We start from the raw sequence: 17,813 nt of genomic DNA on the forward strand, positions 1-17,813 counted from the left end.
CCTATGCATGGCTGGAAGGCGAATGGGCCCGCCGCACCTGGGCTGCGGGCGACGGTTTCACGATGGCCGACTGCGCAGCGGCGCCCGCGCTGTTCTATGCCGATTGGACGCACCCCATTGCCGCCAGCTACCCCCTGCTGCGCGCCTACCGCGCGCGACTGCTGGCGCGGCCCTCATTTGCGCAGGCCGTGGAGGGCGGCCGCCCCTACCGCCACTACTTTCCGCTCGGGGCGCCAGACCGTGATTGACGGGATCGACCACCCAAGTTGACTGAATTGCCAAACCCCAACCACCTAGGAGACCGAAATGATGAATGCCGAACCCCACGCCATGCACCGCTGGCTGCAGCAGCTGATTGGCGACTGGACCAGCGACGCCAACTGCGACGCCCCACCCGGCGAGTCCGGCGAGTCCGACGCGCCCGCTCAAGAGCAATCCACCGGCTCCGAGCATGTGCGCGCCCTGGGCGACCTGTGGGTGCTGTGCGAAGGCTCGGGCACCATGCCCGGCGGGGGCGAAGCCCACATGCTGATGACGCTGGGCTACGACCCCGACAAGAGCGTGTTTCGCGGCACCTGGGTGGGTTCGATGATGACCCACATGTTCGTGTACGAAGGCACGCTCGATGCCGACCAGAAGGTGCTGACGCTGGAGACCGAAGGCCCCAGCTTCAAGGACGACGGCAAGACCGCCCGCTACCGCGACGTGATCACGCTGCTGAGCGCGAACGAACGCACCTTGACATCGTTCGGGCTACAGCCAGATGGCAGCTGGTCGCAGATGATGCAGGCGACCTATCGGCGCAAGTGATGGATGGGGGCGGGCTCGGGTCCGCGTTCGCCGAACGAATACGTGGCGCCCACAGGCGGGCGCATCCCATGGTCAACCTCACAGGAGTCAAGCTATGTCCTACATCGATGGTTTCGTGATCGCGGTCCCCACCGCCAACAAGCAGAAGTTCATTGAGCACGCGCGCCATTTCGACGCGTTGTTTATCGAGCTGGGCGCGATCCGTGTGATCGAAAGCTGGGGCGACGACGTCCCCGACGGCAAAGTCACCGATTTCCGCCGCGCGGTCCAGGCCACGTCCGAGGAGACGGTGGCCTTTTCGTGGGTCGAATGGCCGGACAAAGCGACGCGAGACGCAGGCATGAAGAAGATGATGGAAGACCCCCGCATGGACCCTTCCGCACCCGGCAACCCGCCCATGCCCTTTGATGGCAAACGCATGATCTTCGGCGGCTTCGAACCCGTGGTCGAGGTGAAGGCGTGAGCAGCGCGGTTACCGTCGCGCTGGCCGCCTGCCGCCTGCTCGCAGTCTGCGCGGCCCACGGAGCATCGGCTGCGATGCACAACGCTTGCGATCAGGAATCGTACGGATAGAAAGCTATTAAAACAGTAGCTGTCAGCGCTTGACAGATAAGCGCTAGAGCCGAATTAGACTCAACTTTTCTGGCAAACACGGGAGGCAAAGCCCCCCACTGTCCTGCCCGCCGCACCGCACTGTTCCACGGGCCGCACTTCCGTTCGAACGACACTGGCTTCATATTCCACAGGCACACCGCCCGATCGTGGCGGAACACAACATGAGGAGCCCCCGTATGTCGTCGTCCACACCTGCTGCAGCAACCACCGCCCTGGTGCCCATCGTGCGCGCCCAGCTGCTCGGTCCGCAGTGGCCCACACTCGACCCGTTTCTTTTCTGTGCGCACCACGACGATGCCTATCCCGCAGGCAACGCCGCGTTTGGCCCCGCCGTGCCCATTGAGGATCGCCAGATCGGCAGCGATTTCAGCGGCAAGGACGGCTGGAGCATGTACCACGGCGACACCGTGCCGGGCTTTCCGGGCCACCCGCACAGGGGCTTTGAAACCGTGACGCTGGTGCGCAAGGGGCTCATCGACCATTCCGACTCGCTGGGCGCCGCCGCACGCTTCGGCGGTGGCGACGTGCAGTGGGTCACGGCCGGCAAGGGCATCGTGCATTCCGAGATGTTCCCGCTGCTCAACGCCACCGAGCCCAACCCGCTCGAACTCTTTCAGATCTGGCTGAACCTGCCCGCGCGCAACAAGATGGTCGAGCCGCACTTCACCATGCTGTGGGACGAGCGCATTCCGCGCCTGGTGCACCACGACGCCGCAGGCCGCGCCACCACGGTGACGGTGGTGGCCGGTGCGCTGCCCGGCGCGCCCGATCCGCTGTCGCCGCCGCCCGAATCCTGGGCCTCCCAGCCTGAAGGCGACGTCGCCATCTGGACGCTGCACCTGGAGCCCGGTGCGCAATGGACACTGCCTGCGGCGAAGGGTGAGACCACGCAGCGCATGCTGTACTTCTTTGTGGGCGACAGCCTGCGCGTGGGCCCGCAGGACGTGGACCGCCATGCCGCGCTGCAGGTGCGGGCTACCGAGGACTGGACCCTGACCAACACCGGCCCCACCGCCGTCGAATGCCTGGTGCTGCAGGGCCGCCCCATTGGCGAGCCCGTGGCGCAGTACGGCCCGTTTGTGATGAACACCCAGGCCGAGATCATGCAGGCCATGAACGACTACCGCCGCACCCAGTTCGGCGGGTGGCCTTGGGCCCAGCAGGACCCGGTGCATGGCACCGAGGCAAGGCGGTTTGCGCGGTATCCGGGGCAGGCGGAAGAAGAGCGGCCGGCAGAGGCGACGGCTGGCGCGTAAGCCGGGGCGGCACGCCCCGCCCCCGAGGCGCCCGGCGGCCACCGGGCGCCTCGTGGACAATGCACGCTTTTAGCGCAAGCAGACACACCATGGCCACCACCATCACCAAAGACACCGCTGTCACCATCACGTACAAGGTCACCAACCCGCAGGGCAAGCCGCTGGACGCGGGCAACCTGTCGTACCTGCATGGTGGCTATGACAACATCTTCCCCAAGGTCGAAGCGGCCCTGGAAGGCCAGGCCGTGGGCTTTACCACCGCACTGGACCTGGCCGTGGAAGACGCCTTCGGCGCCCGCGACGAAAGCCTGGTGCGCACCATCCCCAAAACCGAGTTCCCCCCAGGCGTGAAGGTAGGCGGCCAACTGCAGGGCATGGGCACTGACGGCCAGCCGGCCGTGTTCAACGTCGTCAAGATCAAAGGCCCCGAAGTGCACCTGGATGGCAACCACCCGCTGGCCGGGCAGGCGCTGAAGTTCAGCTGCAAGGTCACCGAAGTGCGTGCCGCGAGCGCGGAAGAAATTGCCCACCGGCATGTGCACGGGGCGCACGGGCACCAGCACTGAGCACCCCGGTGCAGCCCCTGCGCACGGGGCGCCGAGCTAGTCTGGCGTGGCGGGCGCGCTGGCAGCCGCCGGTGGCGCCTCGGCCTTGCGCCGGGGGATGAAGTCCGCATCGAGCAAGGCCTCGATGCGTGCGAAGATCTCGTGGCGCGAGAACGGCTTCTTCATGAAATCGTCCGCGCCGATGCGGTTGGCGTAGAACTGCTCGGTGGCGTGTTCGTTGCCGCTGATCATGATCACCGGGATGTGCTGCGAGGCGGGCAGCTTGCGGATGGCGCGCAACGCGTTGAAGCCGTTCATGCCCGGCAGGATGATGTCAAGAAACACCAGCTCGGGCGGGTCCTGCGCAATCAGTGCGAGCCCCTGCTCGGCATCCAACGCCTCGCGGGTTTCGTAGCCGGCCGAGCGCAGCACCTTGCGCAGCACGGCCACCACTGTGGGCGAGTCGTCAATGATCAGCACCCGGGTGCCCTTGCGCGCGTTCACTCGCTTGCGCTGGCGCCGTTCCACGGGCCCGCTCGGCTGCGCTCCCAACGTGTCGGTGCGTTCCGTCGGCTTGCGCACACTGGCCAGAAGCCGGTCGAAGATGCTCATGGTGTTGCCTCTGTGTTTCGTTCTTCGTGGCCTCAGACCGTCAGGGTGACGCCATTCCAGCCGTGAGTATTCCAGAAGCTGCGACCGGTTCAGCCCGCTGTGCCGCCCCGGGGCCGCTGCACCACCGGGTTGATGCGGCGGCGCGGCACGGTGGGCTCGGCCTCCACCATGCGCGCGCTGCGCTCGTGCGCGGTGTGGGCCAGCTCGGTGATCAGCGCGGCCTCGGGCAGGTTGTGCCAGTAGCGCGTGGGCATCTCTTTTTTCATCATGTTCAGCTTGAGTCGCGCGGGGTTGAAGATGTGGCGGTAGTAGGTGAGCCACAGCGCCTCGCCTGCGTCGGGCGGTGGCGCGTCGCTGCGCTGCGCGCCGGGGCCGGTGTGCAGCTGCTGGCCGTCCCAGCGCACGCTGGCGTCGGGCGTGAGGATGGCCCAGCGCATCTGCGTGAAGCGGCGGATGAAGAAGCCCGCGTTGGCCACGGTGATGTGGTGGTCGGGCTCGAACCAGGCCATGTGCAGGGTCTGGCCACATTGCTCTACCACGGGGCGAAAGCGCACGAAGGCGTGCATCTTGTGTTTGTCGCGCGCCACGGCGCGGGCCATGTGGTGGGCCAGCATGCGGTCTGCGTCCAGCGGGTCGTGCCGTGCGGCTTCGCCCTCAGCGCCGCCATGCGCCATGCGCCACAGCAGGCGGTACATCAATGGAAAGCGGGCGGGGTCGCGGTGCAGGATGAGTTGCTCGCACAGGCGCACAAAGTCGGGTGGCACGCGCAGCGTGGGCGCATCTGGCGCCGCGCTGGGCAGGGTGTTGCTAGCGGTAGGTTCGGGCGCAAACAGGTCGTCGGCCACATCTGCCTGGCAGCGCCAGTCCACCGCCTGCGGGGGCACGTTGGCCAACACCAGGGCTCGTGCGGCATGGCGAAAGCCGGGCCAGTCGGTGGGATGGGCGAGCGTGATGGAGTGGCGCTGCATGCGGGTCTCTCCGGCTCAAAACAGGCTGCGCTGCACCGGCGGCGGCGTCAACTGCGCGGCGAGGTCGGCAGCGTCCAGCGCAGGGCCAGGGCGGTAGTCGGCCGCCTCCACAAAAGGCAGCACCTTCTTGAGCGGCACATGCAGCCGCGCCAGGTCGGCATGCCGCAGGCGGCGCACGCGGCGGGCGGCCAGCAGGCGCTCCACCGTCTGCACGCCAAAGCCGGGCACGCGCAGCAGCAGCTCGCGCGGGGCGGTGTTCAGGTTGACGGGAAAGCGCTCGCGGTGTGCCAGCGCCCAGGCCAGCTTGGGGTCCATGTCCAGCGCCAGCATGCCGCCCTGGCTAGGCGGCACAATTTCTTCGTGCGCAAAGCCGTAAAAACGCATCAGCCAGTCGGCCTGGTACAGCCGGTGCTCGCGCACCGTGGGCGGGGCGGTCAGCGGCAGGGCGCGCGCCGCGTCGGGGATGGGGCTGAAGGCCGAGTAGTACACCCGCCGCAGCCGGTGCACGCCATACAGGCGCGCGCTGGTGGCCAGGATGGTGCGGTCGCTGGTGGCATCGGCGCCGACGATCATCTGCGTGCTTTGCCCGCCCGGCGCAAAGTGCGGCACGCTGGCGCGGCGCGTGGTGCGCGATTGCGGCATGGACACGATGGCTTGCGCGGTCTGCTCTTTGCGGGCGGCGCGTGCCTCGCCAATGTGGACGGCCATGCGGGCCATGGATCGGTCGATGGCGGCGCTGTCCTTCTCGGGGGCCAGCGCAGTCAGGCCTTCGGCGGTGGGCAGTTCGATGTTGATGGAGAGGCGGTCGGCATAGCGGCCGGCGCGTTCCATCAGCTCGGGTGATGCGTCGGGGATCGTCTTCAAGTGGACGTAGCCGCGAAAGTCGTGCTCCTCGCGCAGCACGCGGGCCACCTCCACCACCTGCTCCATCGTGTAGTCGGGGCTCTGGATGATGCCGCTGGAGAGGAACAGCCCCTCGATGCAATTGCGGCGGTAAAAGTCCAGCGTGAGCTGCACCACTTCACCCACCGTGAAGCGTGCGCGGGGCACGTTGCTGGTCACGCGGTTCACGCAGTACAGGCAGTCGTACTGGCAGAAGTTGGTGAGCAGAATCTTGAGCAGCGAGATGCAGCGGCCATCTGGCGCGTAGCTGTGGCAGATGCCCATGCCCTCGGTGGAGCCCATGCCGCGCCCGCCCACCGAGTTGCGCGGCGCAGCGCCGCTGGAGGCACACGAGGCGTCGTACTTGGCGGCGTCGGCCAGGATGGCGAGTTTGGACTGTAAATTCACTGGATGAATTTACAGTAATTGCAGTGCCCGACACCAGCCTGGGGGCATGCAACAGCAGCTTTATGCTACATATTTAATAGCTGTTGGCGCATGATGGGTAAGCGCTGAAGGCCAAAAACACCCAATTTTGTGTGCCCGCCGTGGAATCACCTCAGGACTGCTTGGCCAGCGCCCGCCGCAGCAGCCGCGCAGCCCTCTCGCGCAGGGGCGACGACGGGTGGCGCACAGGCGGGCGCGGATGGGCTTTGGCCAGTTCGCAGGCAGTCAGGAAGTCTTGCAGGATGGCGGTGTCGTCCAGCGTGTCGGAGCCGGTCTTGTGAAACTCGGGATGCCATTGCGTGGCCGCGATGTAGCCACGGCCGGGCGCAGGTTTGAGGCGGATGGCTTCCGGCACGCCGTCCGGCTCGCTCAAGGCTTCCACCACAAAATCCGGCGCAACGCGCTTGATGCCCTGGTGGTGGATGCTGTTCACGCGCGCGCGCGGGGTGTTGGGGTAGAGCTTGGCCAGGTGCGAACCCTCCACGATCTGGATGTCATGAAAGTGCTGGTCATAGGTGCTGGCGTTGCGGTGCTGCTGTGCGCCCGGGTGCTGGGTTTCGATGTCCTGGTACAGCGCACCGCCAAAGGCCACGTTGATGAGCTGCAGGCCGCGGCACACGCCAAAGATGGGCTTGCCCACCTGGGCAAACGCCTTGACCACGGCCAGGTCGTACAGGTCGCGCACGCGGTCGCCCACCCACTCCTCGCGCAGGGGCTCCTCACCGTAGTTGCCCGGCCATACATCGGCGCCACCGTGCATCACGATGCCGTCAAGCCACTCGGCATAGTGGTCGAGCGTGACATCACCGCGCGCCGTCTCGCCCGTGGGGCAGGGCACCATCACCACCATGGCACCGGCCGACATGATCCAGTGGGCAATCGACTGCTCGACATACTGCAGAGTCTTGCCGGTGAACAGCGGGCGGGCGGGGTCGGCGTGCTGAAAACAGGCGGACAAACCAATCTTGAGGCGGCGGGCGGCAGGCATGGGGGCAAGCTCCAGGGGCGCACGGAAAGCGCGCCATTCATTGCAGGGCGGGGATGTATCTTTGTAGCACCCCACCCCATTCCCCGGTGTAGGAAAGGGCCGTGCGGCGGCTTTGCATCGGCAACCGGTTCCGTGCGGTGCGCCAAAACGTGGCTTTCTTCATGAAATGCGGCGGCCGCAGGGCGGGCGGGCGGCGGTTTCTGGCGCGACGCTCGCGATAATTTTGGATCGCCGCAGGCCAGGGAGGGGCACGGCGACGGTTCCACGCCTTCCCGAAAGCCACCACATGTCCCATCACAAAGTGCATCGGCCCACCGTGACCGCCCTGGCGGCCGTGCTGGCCCTGGCCTGGCCGGCGGCGCAGGCGCTGGCCGCGGTGCCTGCGGGCGCCGCCGCCGAAATCATCAGCCTGCAAGGCACTGGCGACCAGCGCGCCGCCGCGGCGGCCGACTGGCAGCCTGCGCGCCCCGCCCAGCCCCTGGCCACGGGCGATTTCGTGCGCACGCGCCAGGCCGCCCGGATGGCCCTGCTCTTTGCCGACGACACCCAGCTGCGCCTGCACCAGAACACGGTGCTGCAGGTCAAGGGCGTGGCCACGCCTGCCCAGCCGGTCACCACCCTGCTGCTCAACGCCGGACGGGCCTGGACGCAGACACGCCGCGCCGACGGCTCTCGCCTGAACCTGGAAACCCCGGCCGCCACAGCCGCGATCCGCGGCACCGACTGGGACATCAGCGTCGAGGACGACGGCCGCACCCTGCTGACCGTGCTGTCGGGCACGGTGGAGTTTTCCAATGCACAGGGGCAGGTGTCGGTGGGCGCCAACGAGGCCGCCTATGCCGAGGTGGGCAAGGCCCCGGTCAAGCTGGTGCTGAGCCAGCCGCGCGACCGCATCCAGTGGGTGAACGCCCTGCGCGCAGACCCGCTGCCGCACCTGGCCGCCGAGCCCGTGCCCGAAGCGCTGGCCCCGGTGCGCACCGCGCTGGCAGCCCGCGATGTACCCGCCGCGCGCGCCGCCTTGGCGCCGGCTCGCGGCGCTGCCCCCGCACCCTGGGTGGCCGTGATGGAAACCGCCATCGCGCTGCAGGCGGGCGATGTCCTCGCTGCGCGCGAACAGCTGGCTCGCCAGGCGGCCACGCTGGCCGCCCCGCTGCCGGTCTGGCTCATGCAGTCGGATGTGCAGCTCATGGAAGGCGATGCAGCTGCCGCAGCCACCACCTTGCGCACCGCCATGCAGCGCTGGCCCGCGCACCCGGCCCTGGTGGCCCAGCTGGCCCGGGTGCAACTGCTGAGCGACCGCGTGGACGAGGCCACCGCCACGCTGGCCCCGGCACAGGGCACGGCGCACGCAGAGCTGGCGCTGGTGCGAGCCGAGCTGGCCCGCCGCCGTGGCGATGCGCCCGGCACGCTGGCTGCCTACACCGAGGCCACGCAGCTCGCGCCGCAAGACGCCCGGGGCTGGCAGGGCCTGGGCAGTGCCCACACCGAACGCGAAGACGCGCACCCCGCCCGCGCCCACCTGCAGCAGGCGCTGGCCCTGTCGCCCCAAAGCCCGGGCGCCTGGGGCGAGCTGGGCACGCTCGAAACCTTCACCAACCAGTTCACCGAGGCGGGCCAAGCCTTTGCCACCGCTTTGGGCGACAACCCGGCGGACTACGTGGCGCTCACCGGCCAGGGGCTGCTGCACCTCAGGCAGGGCGACCCCGAGGCCGCGCTGGATGCCTTTTTGCGCGCGGGTGTGATGGAGCCCCGCTACGCCCGCGCCAAAACCTGGACGGCCGTGGCGTACTACCAGCTTGGCCGCCACCAGGACGCGCTGGCCACGCTGCGTCAGGCCAGCAGCCTGGACGACAAGGACCCGGTGCCCTACATGCTTCTGGCACAGATCCACACCGACCTCTTTCAGCCCGGCGAAGCCGTGGAGGCCGCGCGCGCCGCGGTGCAGCGCATGCCCTACCTCAAGTCGCTCAACCAGGTGGCCAACGACCAGAAGGGCAACGCCAACCTGGGCGCGTCGCTCGCTTTCTTTGGCATGGAAGACTGGGCGCTGGAGCTGGCGCAGCAGAGCTTTTATCCCTACTGGGGCGGCAGCCACCTGTTTCTGGCGGACCGCTACCCGGGCGAGTTCAACAAGAACTCCGCGCTGTTCCAGGGCTTCCTGACCGACCCCATGGCCTTCGGTGCCAGCCAGCGGTATGCGTCGCTGCTGCAGAAACCGGGGGCCCATGGTGCCGTGGGCGTGACGCTGGACCATGACCAGTACCGCATGCGGGCGCCCGCTCTCACGCTCAATGGCATGGACAACACCCATGTGCCCGTGTCGTGGTTCTTCAAGGCGCAGTCGGCCCACGCCAGCGGTTTCCCGTTTGACCTGCAGACCAACGCCGGGCCGGCCCTGCGCGCAGGCTATGGCGATGTGCAGGCCCAGGCGGTCACGCTGGGCGCAGGGATGCAGCCGAGCGAGCGCATCAACCTGTTTGCCTATGTGAACCATTTCGACATGCGCCTGCGGGGGGAGAACCTGTTCCGGTTCGACACGGTGCTGGAGAACCAAAGCACTCAGGGGGCGCTGGGCATGGCCTACCGCTGGGGCCCCACCGAGCAGACCTGGATCAAGCTCGGCCGCAGCGTGGACAACATCGTGCTGCGCGACTACCCCACGCTGTATGTACTGCCCCCCTTCGTGAGCCTGATGGGCGTGAGCAGCGAACCCCGAAAGCAGTTCAACGACCTGCAACTGCGCCACACGGTGGACACTGCGCCGGGCAGCCGTTTCAGCGTCGCGCTGGAACATGTGCGCGAGCGGCAGAACAATCTGATCGGAGGCGCCGCCGCCGTCGCCGCCGAGATTCCCGGCCTCGGCACCTACCGCGATGTGTTTGTGGTGGGCGGCTACAACCATGTGGACCGCCGCTACACCGCGCTGACCCTGGCGACCACCCAGCAGCTGGGCGCGGCGCTGCACCTGGATGCCGCGCTCGGGCTGCAGCAGATCCGCCACCGCGTCGACGGCCTGACCCAGAGCTATCTGCTGAACCTGGAGGAATACAGCGAGGAAGCCTCGCGGCGCGCCGACATGGAGCGTGTTGTCACGCCCCGCGTGGGGGTGGTGTGGCAACCCGCCGCAGGCACCACCGTACGGATGGCCTATCAGGACTGGTTGCGGCCGCTGAGTGTCTCCACCCTGACCAGCGTGGAGACGGCGGGCATTCCGGTGGAGGACCGGCTGGTGGAGGCGGGCGGACGCCACAAGCGCGCGGTGGCGCAACTGGCCATGGAGCTGGGCCCCAGCACCTTTGTGAACCTCCGCGCCGACCACCTGCGCGTGCGCAACCCCGGTACGGTGGGGGTCGATCTGCGCACGCCCAGTCTGCCGTTCCTGGAAGAAATGCGCAACGCCCAGCTGGTCAACCTGTCCACCACCGACCTGCTGGAGGACACGCCCAGCTTTGACACCGGCACCCTCAAGGCCCTGGGAGCGGGCATCAACCACATGTTCAGCCGCCGCTGGTCAGGCTATGCCAAATACCTGTACCAGGACAGCGAAAGCCGCAGTTTTGATGCCGGCGCGCCCGTGGGGCGCATACCCTACATTCCACGCCATACCGCCGTGCTGGGCGCGACCTGGGCCAGCCCGCAGCGCATCTACCTGAGCGGCCGGGCGGTGTACCGCTCAGAGCGCTTCGAGGACAAGGACAACTTCACCCGCATGGCCCCCGGATGGGGTGTGGACCTGATGGGGTTCTGGGAATCGCAGGACAAGCACTGGGTGGTGGGTGTGGCCGCACTGAACCTGTGGGCCCCGAAGTCAGACCGCCGAAAGGCCCGGTATGTTCTGGACGCGCGCTACCGTTTCTGAGCCCGCAGACCGGCGTCGGCAGCGCGGGCTGGCGCTGGCGGCGGCGCTGCTGGCGCTGTTGCTGGTGGGGGCGGCCACGTTCAGCCGACCCTGGCATGCGCTGGAGTTCAAGACCTTCGATGTGCTCACGGCCCTCACCGCGCCGCAGCGCACGGGTCTGAACGTGGTCATCCTCGCCATCGACGAGCCCACCTTTCAGGAGCTGCAGCAACCCTGGCCGTTTCCGCGCAGCATGCACGCGGCGCTGCTCCAGCGCCTTCACGACGAAGGCGCCGCCGCCGTGGGGCTGGACATCGTGTTTGCCGACCCCTCCTCCGAGGCGGAAGATGCGGCCCTGGCACGTGCCATTGCCCAGGTGGGGCCTGTGGTGCTCGCCTCGACGCGGGAGAAGATCGACAGCGCCAACGCCGCGCTGTGGATGGAGGTGCAGCCGCTGCAGCGGTTTCTGGATGCCGGTGCCGATGCCGGAGACGCCGGGGTGGAGCCAGACGATGATTTCGTGGTGCGCCGGGCGCCCGTAGCGCGCGAGAGCTTTGCGCTGCGGCTGGCGCAGCGCGCGGCCGAGGCGCGTGGGCAGGCGCCCGCGCTGCGCCATTTCGACTGGATCGGCTACCGCGGCCCGCGCGGCACGTTCGACACGCGCTCGTACTATCAGGCGCTGGAGCCGGGTCTGCTGCCCGAGGGGTTTTTCAAGGGCAAGATCGTGCTGGTGGGGCGCTCCGTGCGCACCGCGGCGGAGCTCACCCGTTCGCAGGCCGATCTGTTCAACTCCCCGTTTGGCACAGCAGGGGGCGAGCGGCTGTTTCCCGGCGTGGAGCTGCAGGCCACCCTGCTCGACAACTACCTGAACGGGGGCGGGCTGCGCAGCGTGCCCGAAGGCTGGACCCTCGCGCTCACCGCGCTGCTGCTGCCCCTGCTTCTGTGGGCCAGCCGCCGGTGGCACCCCGCCGCTGCGGCAAGCCTCACAGCCGCGCTGGTGCTGGCCATGGGCGCGGTGTCGTGGTGGCTGTTTGCTGCGCACAGGCTCTGGTGGCCGCCACTGCTGCCCGCAGTGGCGGCCGTGGCCGTGTATGGCGCGGCCGCGCTGGTGGGCTACGCCATCGTGCGCCAGCGGGCCCGGCAGACGCGGGCCATGTTTGCGCAGTACGTGCCCCCCGCCGTGGTCTCGCGCCTCATTGCGCAGCCTGATCTGATGCGCCTGGGCGGCGAGGCGCGCGAGGTCACGCTCATGTTCACCGACCTGGCCAACTTCACCACGCTGTCCGAGCAGCTGAGCGCCGAGCAGACGGTGGAGGTGCTCACCGGCTACTTCAACGCCATGACGCCCATCGTGCACGCTACGGGCGGCACGGTGGACAAGTTCATCGGCGACGCGGTGATGGCCTTCTGGGGTGCGCCGCTGGACGACGCACAGCACGCCGCGCACGCCGTGTCGGCCGCCATCGCGATGCAGCAGGCCATGCAGCCGCTGGTGGCCGACCTGCACGCGCGCGGCCTGCCCCCCATCCACATGCGCATCGGCCTGCACACCGGGCGGGTGGTGGTGGGCAATGTGGGATCGGAGCAGCGCTTTTCGTACACGGCGATCGGCGATGCGGTGAACCTGGCCGCCCGGCTGGAGGGCGCCAACAAGGCTTTCGGCACCAGCATCCTGCTGTCGGCCGCCACGGCCGCGCAGCTGCCTGCGGGCGCGGCGCTGCGTGCGCTGGACGACGTGATCGTCAAGGGCAAGACGGAGCCCGTGCGCGTGTTCACCCCCTGCGATGACACCGTGCTGTGCCAGGCCAGCCTGGCCGCTCTCGAAGCCTTTCATGCACGCGACTGGGACGGCGCCCTGCAGGCGCTGGAGCAGGTGCTGCAGCGCGCGCCCGGTGACGTGGCGGCGCTGCGCCTGTCGGCACGGGTGGCGCAGGCCCGCGCCTTGCCGCCAGGGGCCGACTGGTCGCCTGCCGTGGCGCTGGACAAGCTTTGACGCCCGACTAAACCCCGGCAACTCACAGGTTCTTACGGGCAGCCTGTGCAAAAGTGCGACCATGGGGGTTCTCGGGGCTGCCGCAGCGCCTGGCTCCCGGCACACGGCGCCCTCTCTTGGAACCCCTCTCAAGGAGCATCACCATGCAAGTACAAGTGAACACCGATGACCACATCCACGGCGGCGAGTCGCTGGCGCAATGGATCACCGACGAGTCCAAGAGCCGGCTCAACCGCTTTCAGGACCACATCACACGGCTGGAGGTGTTTCTGACCGACCTGGATGCCGGCAAGTCCGGCGCCAACGACAAGCGTTGCCGCATCGAGGCCCGGGTCACGGGCCGCCAGCCGGTCACCGTGACCGACGAGGCCGACAAGATGGCCAACGCCTTCATCGGTGCCGTGGACAAGCTGGCCCGCGCACTCGATACCGACCTGGGCCGCGTCAAGGACCGCAACGGCCGCGACACCATCCGGGCCGGCATGGAAGAGTGATTTGTTGTCAAATTGGCCTCCAGCGCTTGATGGATAAGCGCTGGCAGCTATCAATTTTGTAGTATTCGGCGGCGGGTCTTGCGCGGGTGTGCGCCGCGCCACCGCCCCGTAATCCCCGCCCCTGCAGCCCTCTGACGTGCACCGCTGCACTCCAGGCCAGTCCAGGCTGCGTGGCCCCGCCCGGCGCCCATGCAGGCCCGGGTTCGGGTTTCACCGGTTACATAACATAACGGCATAGCTGAAAGTCCGCCATAGAACTAGCATGTGGGCCTGACCCCATGCACAGTGTGGGGGCCCGGTGAACATCGCCGCCCATGCCCGAAAGGCGCCCCGCGAGGCGCGGCACGGATTCCAACAGACAGATCGGAGACAAGACAATGACCTTCCTGAAGCGACGCACCGCCGTGGCGGTGATGGGGGCGGTGGCCCTGGCCAGCCTGGCCACCACGGCTGCAGCCCAGACGGTGACCCTGCGACTGCACCAGTTTTTGCCGCCCCAGGCCGTCATTCCCGCCAAGGCCCTGGTGCCCTGGGCCCAGAAGGTCGAAGCCGATTCGGGCGGCCGGATCAAGGTGCAGCTGTTTCACGCCATGCAACTGGGCGGCGCGCCGCCACAGCTGTTTGACCAGGCACGCGATGGCGTGGTGGACCTGACCTGGACGGTGCTGGGCTACACGCCGGGCCGTTTTCCGAAAACCGAAGTGTTCGAGCTGCCTTTCATGAGCGGCGACCCCGAAGCCTCGTCGCGCGCCATCCAGGAATACGTGGAGAAGTTCGCGGCCGACGAGTTCAAGGACGTGAAGCTGATTGCCGCGCACACCCACGGCCCGGGGCTTTTCCACACCAAGGCGCCGGTGACCGGCCTGGAAAGCCTGCGGGGCATGAAGATCCGTGGCGGCTCGCGCATCATCAACAACATGCTCACCAAGCTCGGCGCCACGCCGGTGGGCATGCCCGTGCCGGGCGTGACCGAGGCGCTGTCCAAGGGCGTGATCGACGGCACCACCATTCCGTGGGAGGTGACGCCGTCGCTGAAGGTGACCGAGCTGGTGAAGAACCACACCACCTTTGCCGGCAAGGAAGGCCTGTACACGCAGACCTTCGCGTTCTCGATGAACAAGGCCAGCTACGACAAGCTGCCGCCCGACCTCAAGGCCGTGATCGACAAGAACTCCGGCATCGAGACGGCCGCCATGTTTGGCCGTGCCATGGACGAGGGCGACCGGGTGGGCCGGGAGATTGCGGAAAAGGCCAAGAACAACATCGTGGCGCTGGACCAGGCGGAAACCCAGCGCTGGCGCCGCACCGCGGCCAGCGTGGAAACCGACTGGATCAACGAGGTCAAGGGCAAAGGCATTGACGGCGCCAAGCTGGCTGCTGAAGCCCGCGCGCTGATCGCCAAGCACAGCAAGTAAACCGGCCCCGCCTGGTGGCCCTGCGGCCGTCCTTGTGAACGTGTTCTCAGGGGCGGCTTTTTATTGGGCCGGGCGGTGGTCTTGAGGTTCAAAATACCCTCCCCTTTTGGCTCCCTGCAGGAAGAGTTCCGCATGATTGCATTCATCTACCGCCTGGCCCGCTGGGCGGCCATCGTGGGCGGCATCGTGCTGGTCGCGCTCACCACCATGATCGTCGCCAGCATCGTCGGCCGGTCCCTGATCGGCCTGGGCCTTGCGCCCGTCCCCGGTGATTTTGAACTGGTGGAGATGGGGACGGCTGTGGCGGTGCTGCTGTTCCTGCCCTGGACGTACCTCAAGGGGGGCCATGCCACCGTGGACCTGCTGTACACCCACCTGCCCGCCTGGGCCCGGCGGGGCGTGCTGATGATCAGCGATCTGCTCATGCTGGCTGTGTGGCTGCTGCTGACCTGGAAACTGTGGGAAGGCACGCTGGAGAAGAAGCAATACATGGAAACCACCTTCATTCTGCAGATGCCGCTGTGGTGGGCATATGCCGCCTGTCTGGTGGGTGCGATCATTGGCTGCCTGGCCTATCTGGCGCGCACCGCCACGCTGTTCGGCCTGGGCAAGGAGCCCGCGGGCTGGACCACCGAAGCGGGGGTGCACTGATGAGCGGATTCGAACTCGCAGCCTGGTCGTTCCCGATCCTGCTGCTCCTCATCTTTGTGCGCATTCCCATCGGCCTGGCCATGCTGGTGTGTGGCCTGGTGGGTGCCTGGCTGGTGTATGGCGCCACGGCGCCCGTGCTCAACCAGCTCAAGCAGGTGACCTACAGCACGTTTTCCAGCTACTCGCTGTCGGTCATTCCGCTGTTCCTGCTGATGGGGCAGTTTGCGGCGCTGGGCGGTTTGTCGCAGGCGCTGTTCAAGGCGGCGGAGGCCTGGATCGGCCACCGCAAGGGCGGCGTGGCCATGGCGGCCGTGGGCGCCTGCGCAGGCTTTGGCGCCATTTGCGGCTCCTCCCTGGCCACTGCGGCCACCATGGGCCAGGTGGCGCTGCCCGAGCTGAAAAAGGCAGGCTACGCGGGCGGCATCTCCACGGCCACGCTGGCGGCCGGGGGCACGCTGGGCATCCTGATTCCGCCCTCGGTGGTGCTGGTGATCTACGCCATCCTCACCGAGCAGAACATTGCCAAGCTCTTTCTGGCTGCATTCGTGCCGGGCATCATGGCGGCCATTGGCTACGTGATCGTGATCGCGCTCTACGCCCGGTGGCGCCCGCAGGAGATGGGCACCGTCGCCCCCATGCCCATGGCCGAGCGCTGGAAAGCCACGGCCAAGGTCTGGCCCGTGCTGTTGATCTTTCTGGCCGTGGTGGGCGGTATCTACCTCGGGTTTTTCACGCCCACCGAGGGCGCGGCCGTCGGGGCCTTTGGCACCGGTGTGGCGGCCTGGATGTCGGGCGGCCTGAACCGCAAAACCCTGGTGGGTGCCGTGATGGGCACGGCGGTGGCCACCGGCATGATCTTCATGATCGTGCTGGGCGCGGGCGTGTACAACACCTTTCTGGCGTTGTCGCAGCTGCCGCAGGAGGCCGCGCAGGTGGTGGCCGGCTCGGGCCTGAGCCCGATGGTGGTGCTCGTTGCCATCCTGGTCATCTATGTGGTGCTGGGCTGCTTCATGGATTCGCTGTCCATGATCCTGCTGACCATTCCCGTGTTCTTTCCCATCGTCACCGCGCTGGATTTCGGCATGACGCCGGAAGAGTTCGCGATCTGGTTCGGCATCCTGGTGCTGATCGTGGTCGAGGTGGGGCTCATCACACCGCCCGTGGGCATGAACCTGTTCGTCATCAACAGCATGGCCAAGGACGTCCCCATCCTGGCCACCTACCGCGCCATCCTGCCGTTCGTGGCCAGCGATTTCCTGCGCACCGCGATTCTGGTGGCCTTCCCGGGCATCGTGGTCTTTGTTCTGCGGTTTTGAGATGGTCCGACGCCGCATCCTCCTGACCGGCGCGAGCGCGATGGCGCTGACCGCGCTGGGGGTGCATGCGCAGCCCGCATTCCCGTCGAAGGCGCTGCGCATCGTGGTGCCCTTTGCGGCGGGCGGCGTGGGCGACCTCACGGCCCGCGCGGTGGCCACAGGCCTGGCCGAGCGGCTGGGCCAGCCGGTGGTCATCGACAACCGCCCGGGCGCCGGCGGTGTGGTGGCCGCAGACACCGTGGCGCGTGCCGAGCCCGATGGGCATACGCTGTTCCTGCTATCTAACGGCACGGCGGTGTCTGCCAGCCTGTTCAAGTCGCTGCCCTACGACACGCTGGCCGACTTTGCGCCGGTGAGCACGCTGGGTTTTTTTGACATTGCGGTGCTGGTGCCTGCCGATTCGCCGCACGGCACACTGGCCCAGCTGCTCGCGCATGCGCGGGCCCGCCCGGGCCAGCTCAATATCGGCAGCATCAACATCGGCAGCACGCAACACCTGGCGGCCGAGCTGTTCAAGAGCAGCGCAGCCATCGATGCGCAGGTGGTGCCGTTCAACGGCACGCCGGCCCTCATCACCGCGCTGCGCGGGCGGCAGGTGGATGTGGGTGTGGAAATTCTGGGCCCTGCCCTGCCGCAGGTGCGCGCGGGGGCGCTGCGCGTCTTGGCCGTCACCGGCGAGCGGCGCTCTGTGGTGTTGCCCGACGCGCCCACTGCGGTGGAGCTGGGCGTGAAGGGCTTTGTGGCTGCGTCGTGGAACGCGCTGGCCGTGCCCGCGCGCACGCCGCGCCCGGTCGTGGAACGGCTACAGCGCGAGGTGGTGACCACTGTGGCAACGCCCGCCGTTCAGCAGCAGTTGCGCGCGCTCAACGTGGAGCCGCGCACCTCCACGCCCGAGCAAGCAGCTGCCTTGCTCAAGACCGACATCGAACGATGGCGCGCCGTGATCGAGCGCGCGGGCATCCCCAGACAGTGAAGGCCAGCCG

16 protein-coding genes are annotated in these 17,813 nt (G+C 67.8%); 12 read left to right on the top strand and 4 right to left on the bottom strand.

Annotation, left to right across the window (positions count from 1 at the left end; all coding sequences use genetic code 11):
- From KYG_RS00990 to KYG_RS01010, 5 genes are all read left to right on the top strand, one after another.
- Positions 1-248, top strand: a 248-nt coding sequence (locus tag KYG_RS00990) for a glutathione S-transferase family protein (RefSeq protein ID WP_008902929.1), incomplete at its 5' end; no start/stop codon positions are given.
- Between the two features lie 58 nt (positions 249-306).
- Positions 307-810: a DUF1579 domain-containing protein gene (locus KYG_RS00995; protein ID WP_008902930.1), complete on the top strand. Its 504-nt coding sequence runs from the start codon at positions 307-309 to the stop codon at positions 808-810.
- Between the two features lie 94 nt (positions 811-904).
- A complete protein-coding gene (locus tag KYG_RS01000) occupies positions 905-1,273 on the top strand; it encodes a DUF1428 domain-containing protein (protein ID WP_008902931.1) in 369 nt (122 codons plus the stop codon).
- Positions 1,274-1,601: 328 nt separating this feature from the next.
- Complete coding sequence (locus tag KYG_RS01005) at positions 1,602-2,681, top strand: pirin family protein (RefSeq protein ID WP_008902932.1); 1,080 nt, start codon at positions 1,602-1,604, stop codon at positions 2,679-2,681.
- 89 nt (positions 2,682-2,770) lie between these two features.
- Positions 2,771-3,247 carry a peptidylprolyl isomerase gene (locus KYG_RS01010; RefSeq protein WP_008902933.1) on the top strand — a complete coding sequence of 159 codons (477 nt, stop codon included), beginning with the start codon at positions 2,771-2,773 and terminating at the stop codon, positions 3,245-3,247.
- Between the two features lie 36 nt (positions 3,248-3,283).
- Here KYG_RS01010 and KYG_RS01015 read toward each other — a convergent pair whose 3' ends face one another.
- From KYG_RS01015 to KYG_RS01030, 4 genes are all read right to left on the bottom strand, one after another.
- Positions 3,284-3,838, bottom strand: a complete 555-nt coding sequence (locus KYG_RS01015; protein ID WP_008902934.1) for a PleD family two-component system response regulator — start codon at positions 3,836-3,838, stop codon at positions 3,284-3,286.
- 89 nt (positions 3,839-3,927) lie between these two features.
- Positions 3,928-4,806 (bottom strand): TIGR03915 family putative DNA repair protein, encoded by an 879-nt coding sequence (locus tag KYG_RS01020; protein WP_008902935.1) that lies wholly within the window; start codon positions 4,804-4,806, stop codon positions 3,928-3,930.
- 15 nt (positions 4,807-4,821) lie between these two features.
- Positions 4,822-6,096, bottom strand: coding sequence for a putative DNA modification/repair radical SAM protein (locus KYG_RS01025; RefSeq protein WP_008902936.1), 1,275 nt, complete (start codon positions 6,094-6,096; stop codon positions 4,822-4,824).
- Between the two features lie 151 nt (positions 6,097-6,247).
- Positions 6,248-7,123, bottom strand: a complete 876-nt coding sequence (locus KYG_RS01030) for a gamma-glutamyl-gamma-aminobutyrate hydrolase family protein (RefSeq protein ID WP_008902937.1) — start codon at positions 7,121-7,123, stop codon at positions 6,248-6,250.
- A 286-nt stretch (positions 7,124-7,409) separates the two neighbouring features.
- Between KYG_RS01030 and KYG_RS01035 the strand changes: the two genes are divergently transcribed.
- The 7 genes from KYG_RS01035 (at position 7,410) to KYG_RS01065 (ending at position 17,803) form a co-directional block, all read left to right on the top strand.
- Positions 7,410-10,982 (top strand): TonB-dependent receptor domain-containing protein, encoded by a 3,573-nt coding sequence (locus tag KYG_RS01035; RefSeq protein WP_008902938.1) that lies wholly within the window; start codon positions 7,410-7,412, stop codon positions 10,980-10,982.
- On the top strand, positions 10,954-12,954 hold the full coding sequence (locus KYG_RS01040) for a CHASE2 domain-containing protein (protein ID WP_008902939.1): 2,001 nt from the start codon (positions 10,954-10,956) through the stop codon (positions 12,952-12,954). Before KYG_RS01035 ends, KYG_RS01040 begins: the two co-directional genes overlap by 29 nt.
- A 143-nt stretch (positions 12,955-13,097) precedes the next feature.
- A complete protein-coding gene (locus tag KYG_RS01045) occupies positions 13,098-13,448 on the top strand; it encodes an HPF/RaiA family ribosome-associated protein (RefSeq protein ID WP_008902940.1) in 351 nt (116 codons plus the stop codon).
- A gap of 377 nt (positions 13,449-13,825) precedes the next feature.
- Positions 13,826-14,863, top strand: a complete 1,038-nt coding sequence (locus tag KYG_RS01050; protein ID WP_008902941.1) for a TRAP transporter substrate-binding protein — start codon at positions 13,826-13,828, stop codon at positions 14,861-14,863.
- Positions 14,864-14,995: 132 nt separating this feature from the next.
- Complete coding sequence (locus KYG_RS01055; protein WP_008902942.1) at positions 14,996-15,514, top strand: TRAP transporter small permease; 519 nt, start codon at positions 14,996-14,998, stop codon at positions 15,512-15,514.
- On the top strand, positions 15,514-16,830 hold the full coding sequence (locus tag KYG_RS01060) for a TRAP transporter large permease (RefSeq protein ID WP_008902943.1): 1,317 nt from the start codon (positions 15,514-15,516) through the stop codon (positions 16,828-16,830). The genes KYG_RS01055 and KYG_RS01060 overlap by 1 nt, the downstream gene beginning before the upstream one ends.
- 1 nt (position 16,831) lies before the next feature.
- Positions 16,832-17,803, top strand: coding sequence for a tripartite tricarboxylate transporter substrate binding protein (locus tag KYG_RS01065; protein WP_034692521.1), 972 nt, complete (start codon positions 16,832-16,834; stop codon positions 17,801-17,803).
- Positions 17,804-17,813: the final 10 nt, after the last annotated feature.

Origin of the sequence: Acidovorax sp. NO-1, from assembly GCF_000238595.1 — a bacterium.
Taxonomy (GTDB): Bacteria; Pseudomonadota; Gammaproteobacteria; order Burkholderiales; family Burkholderiaceae_C; genus Acidovorax.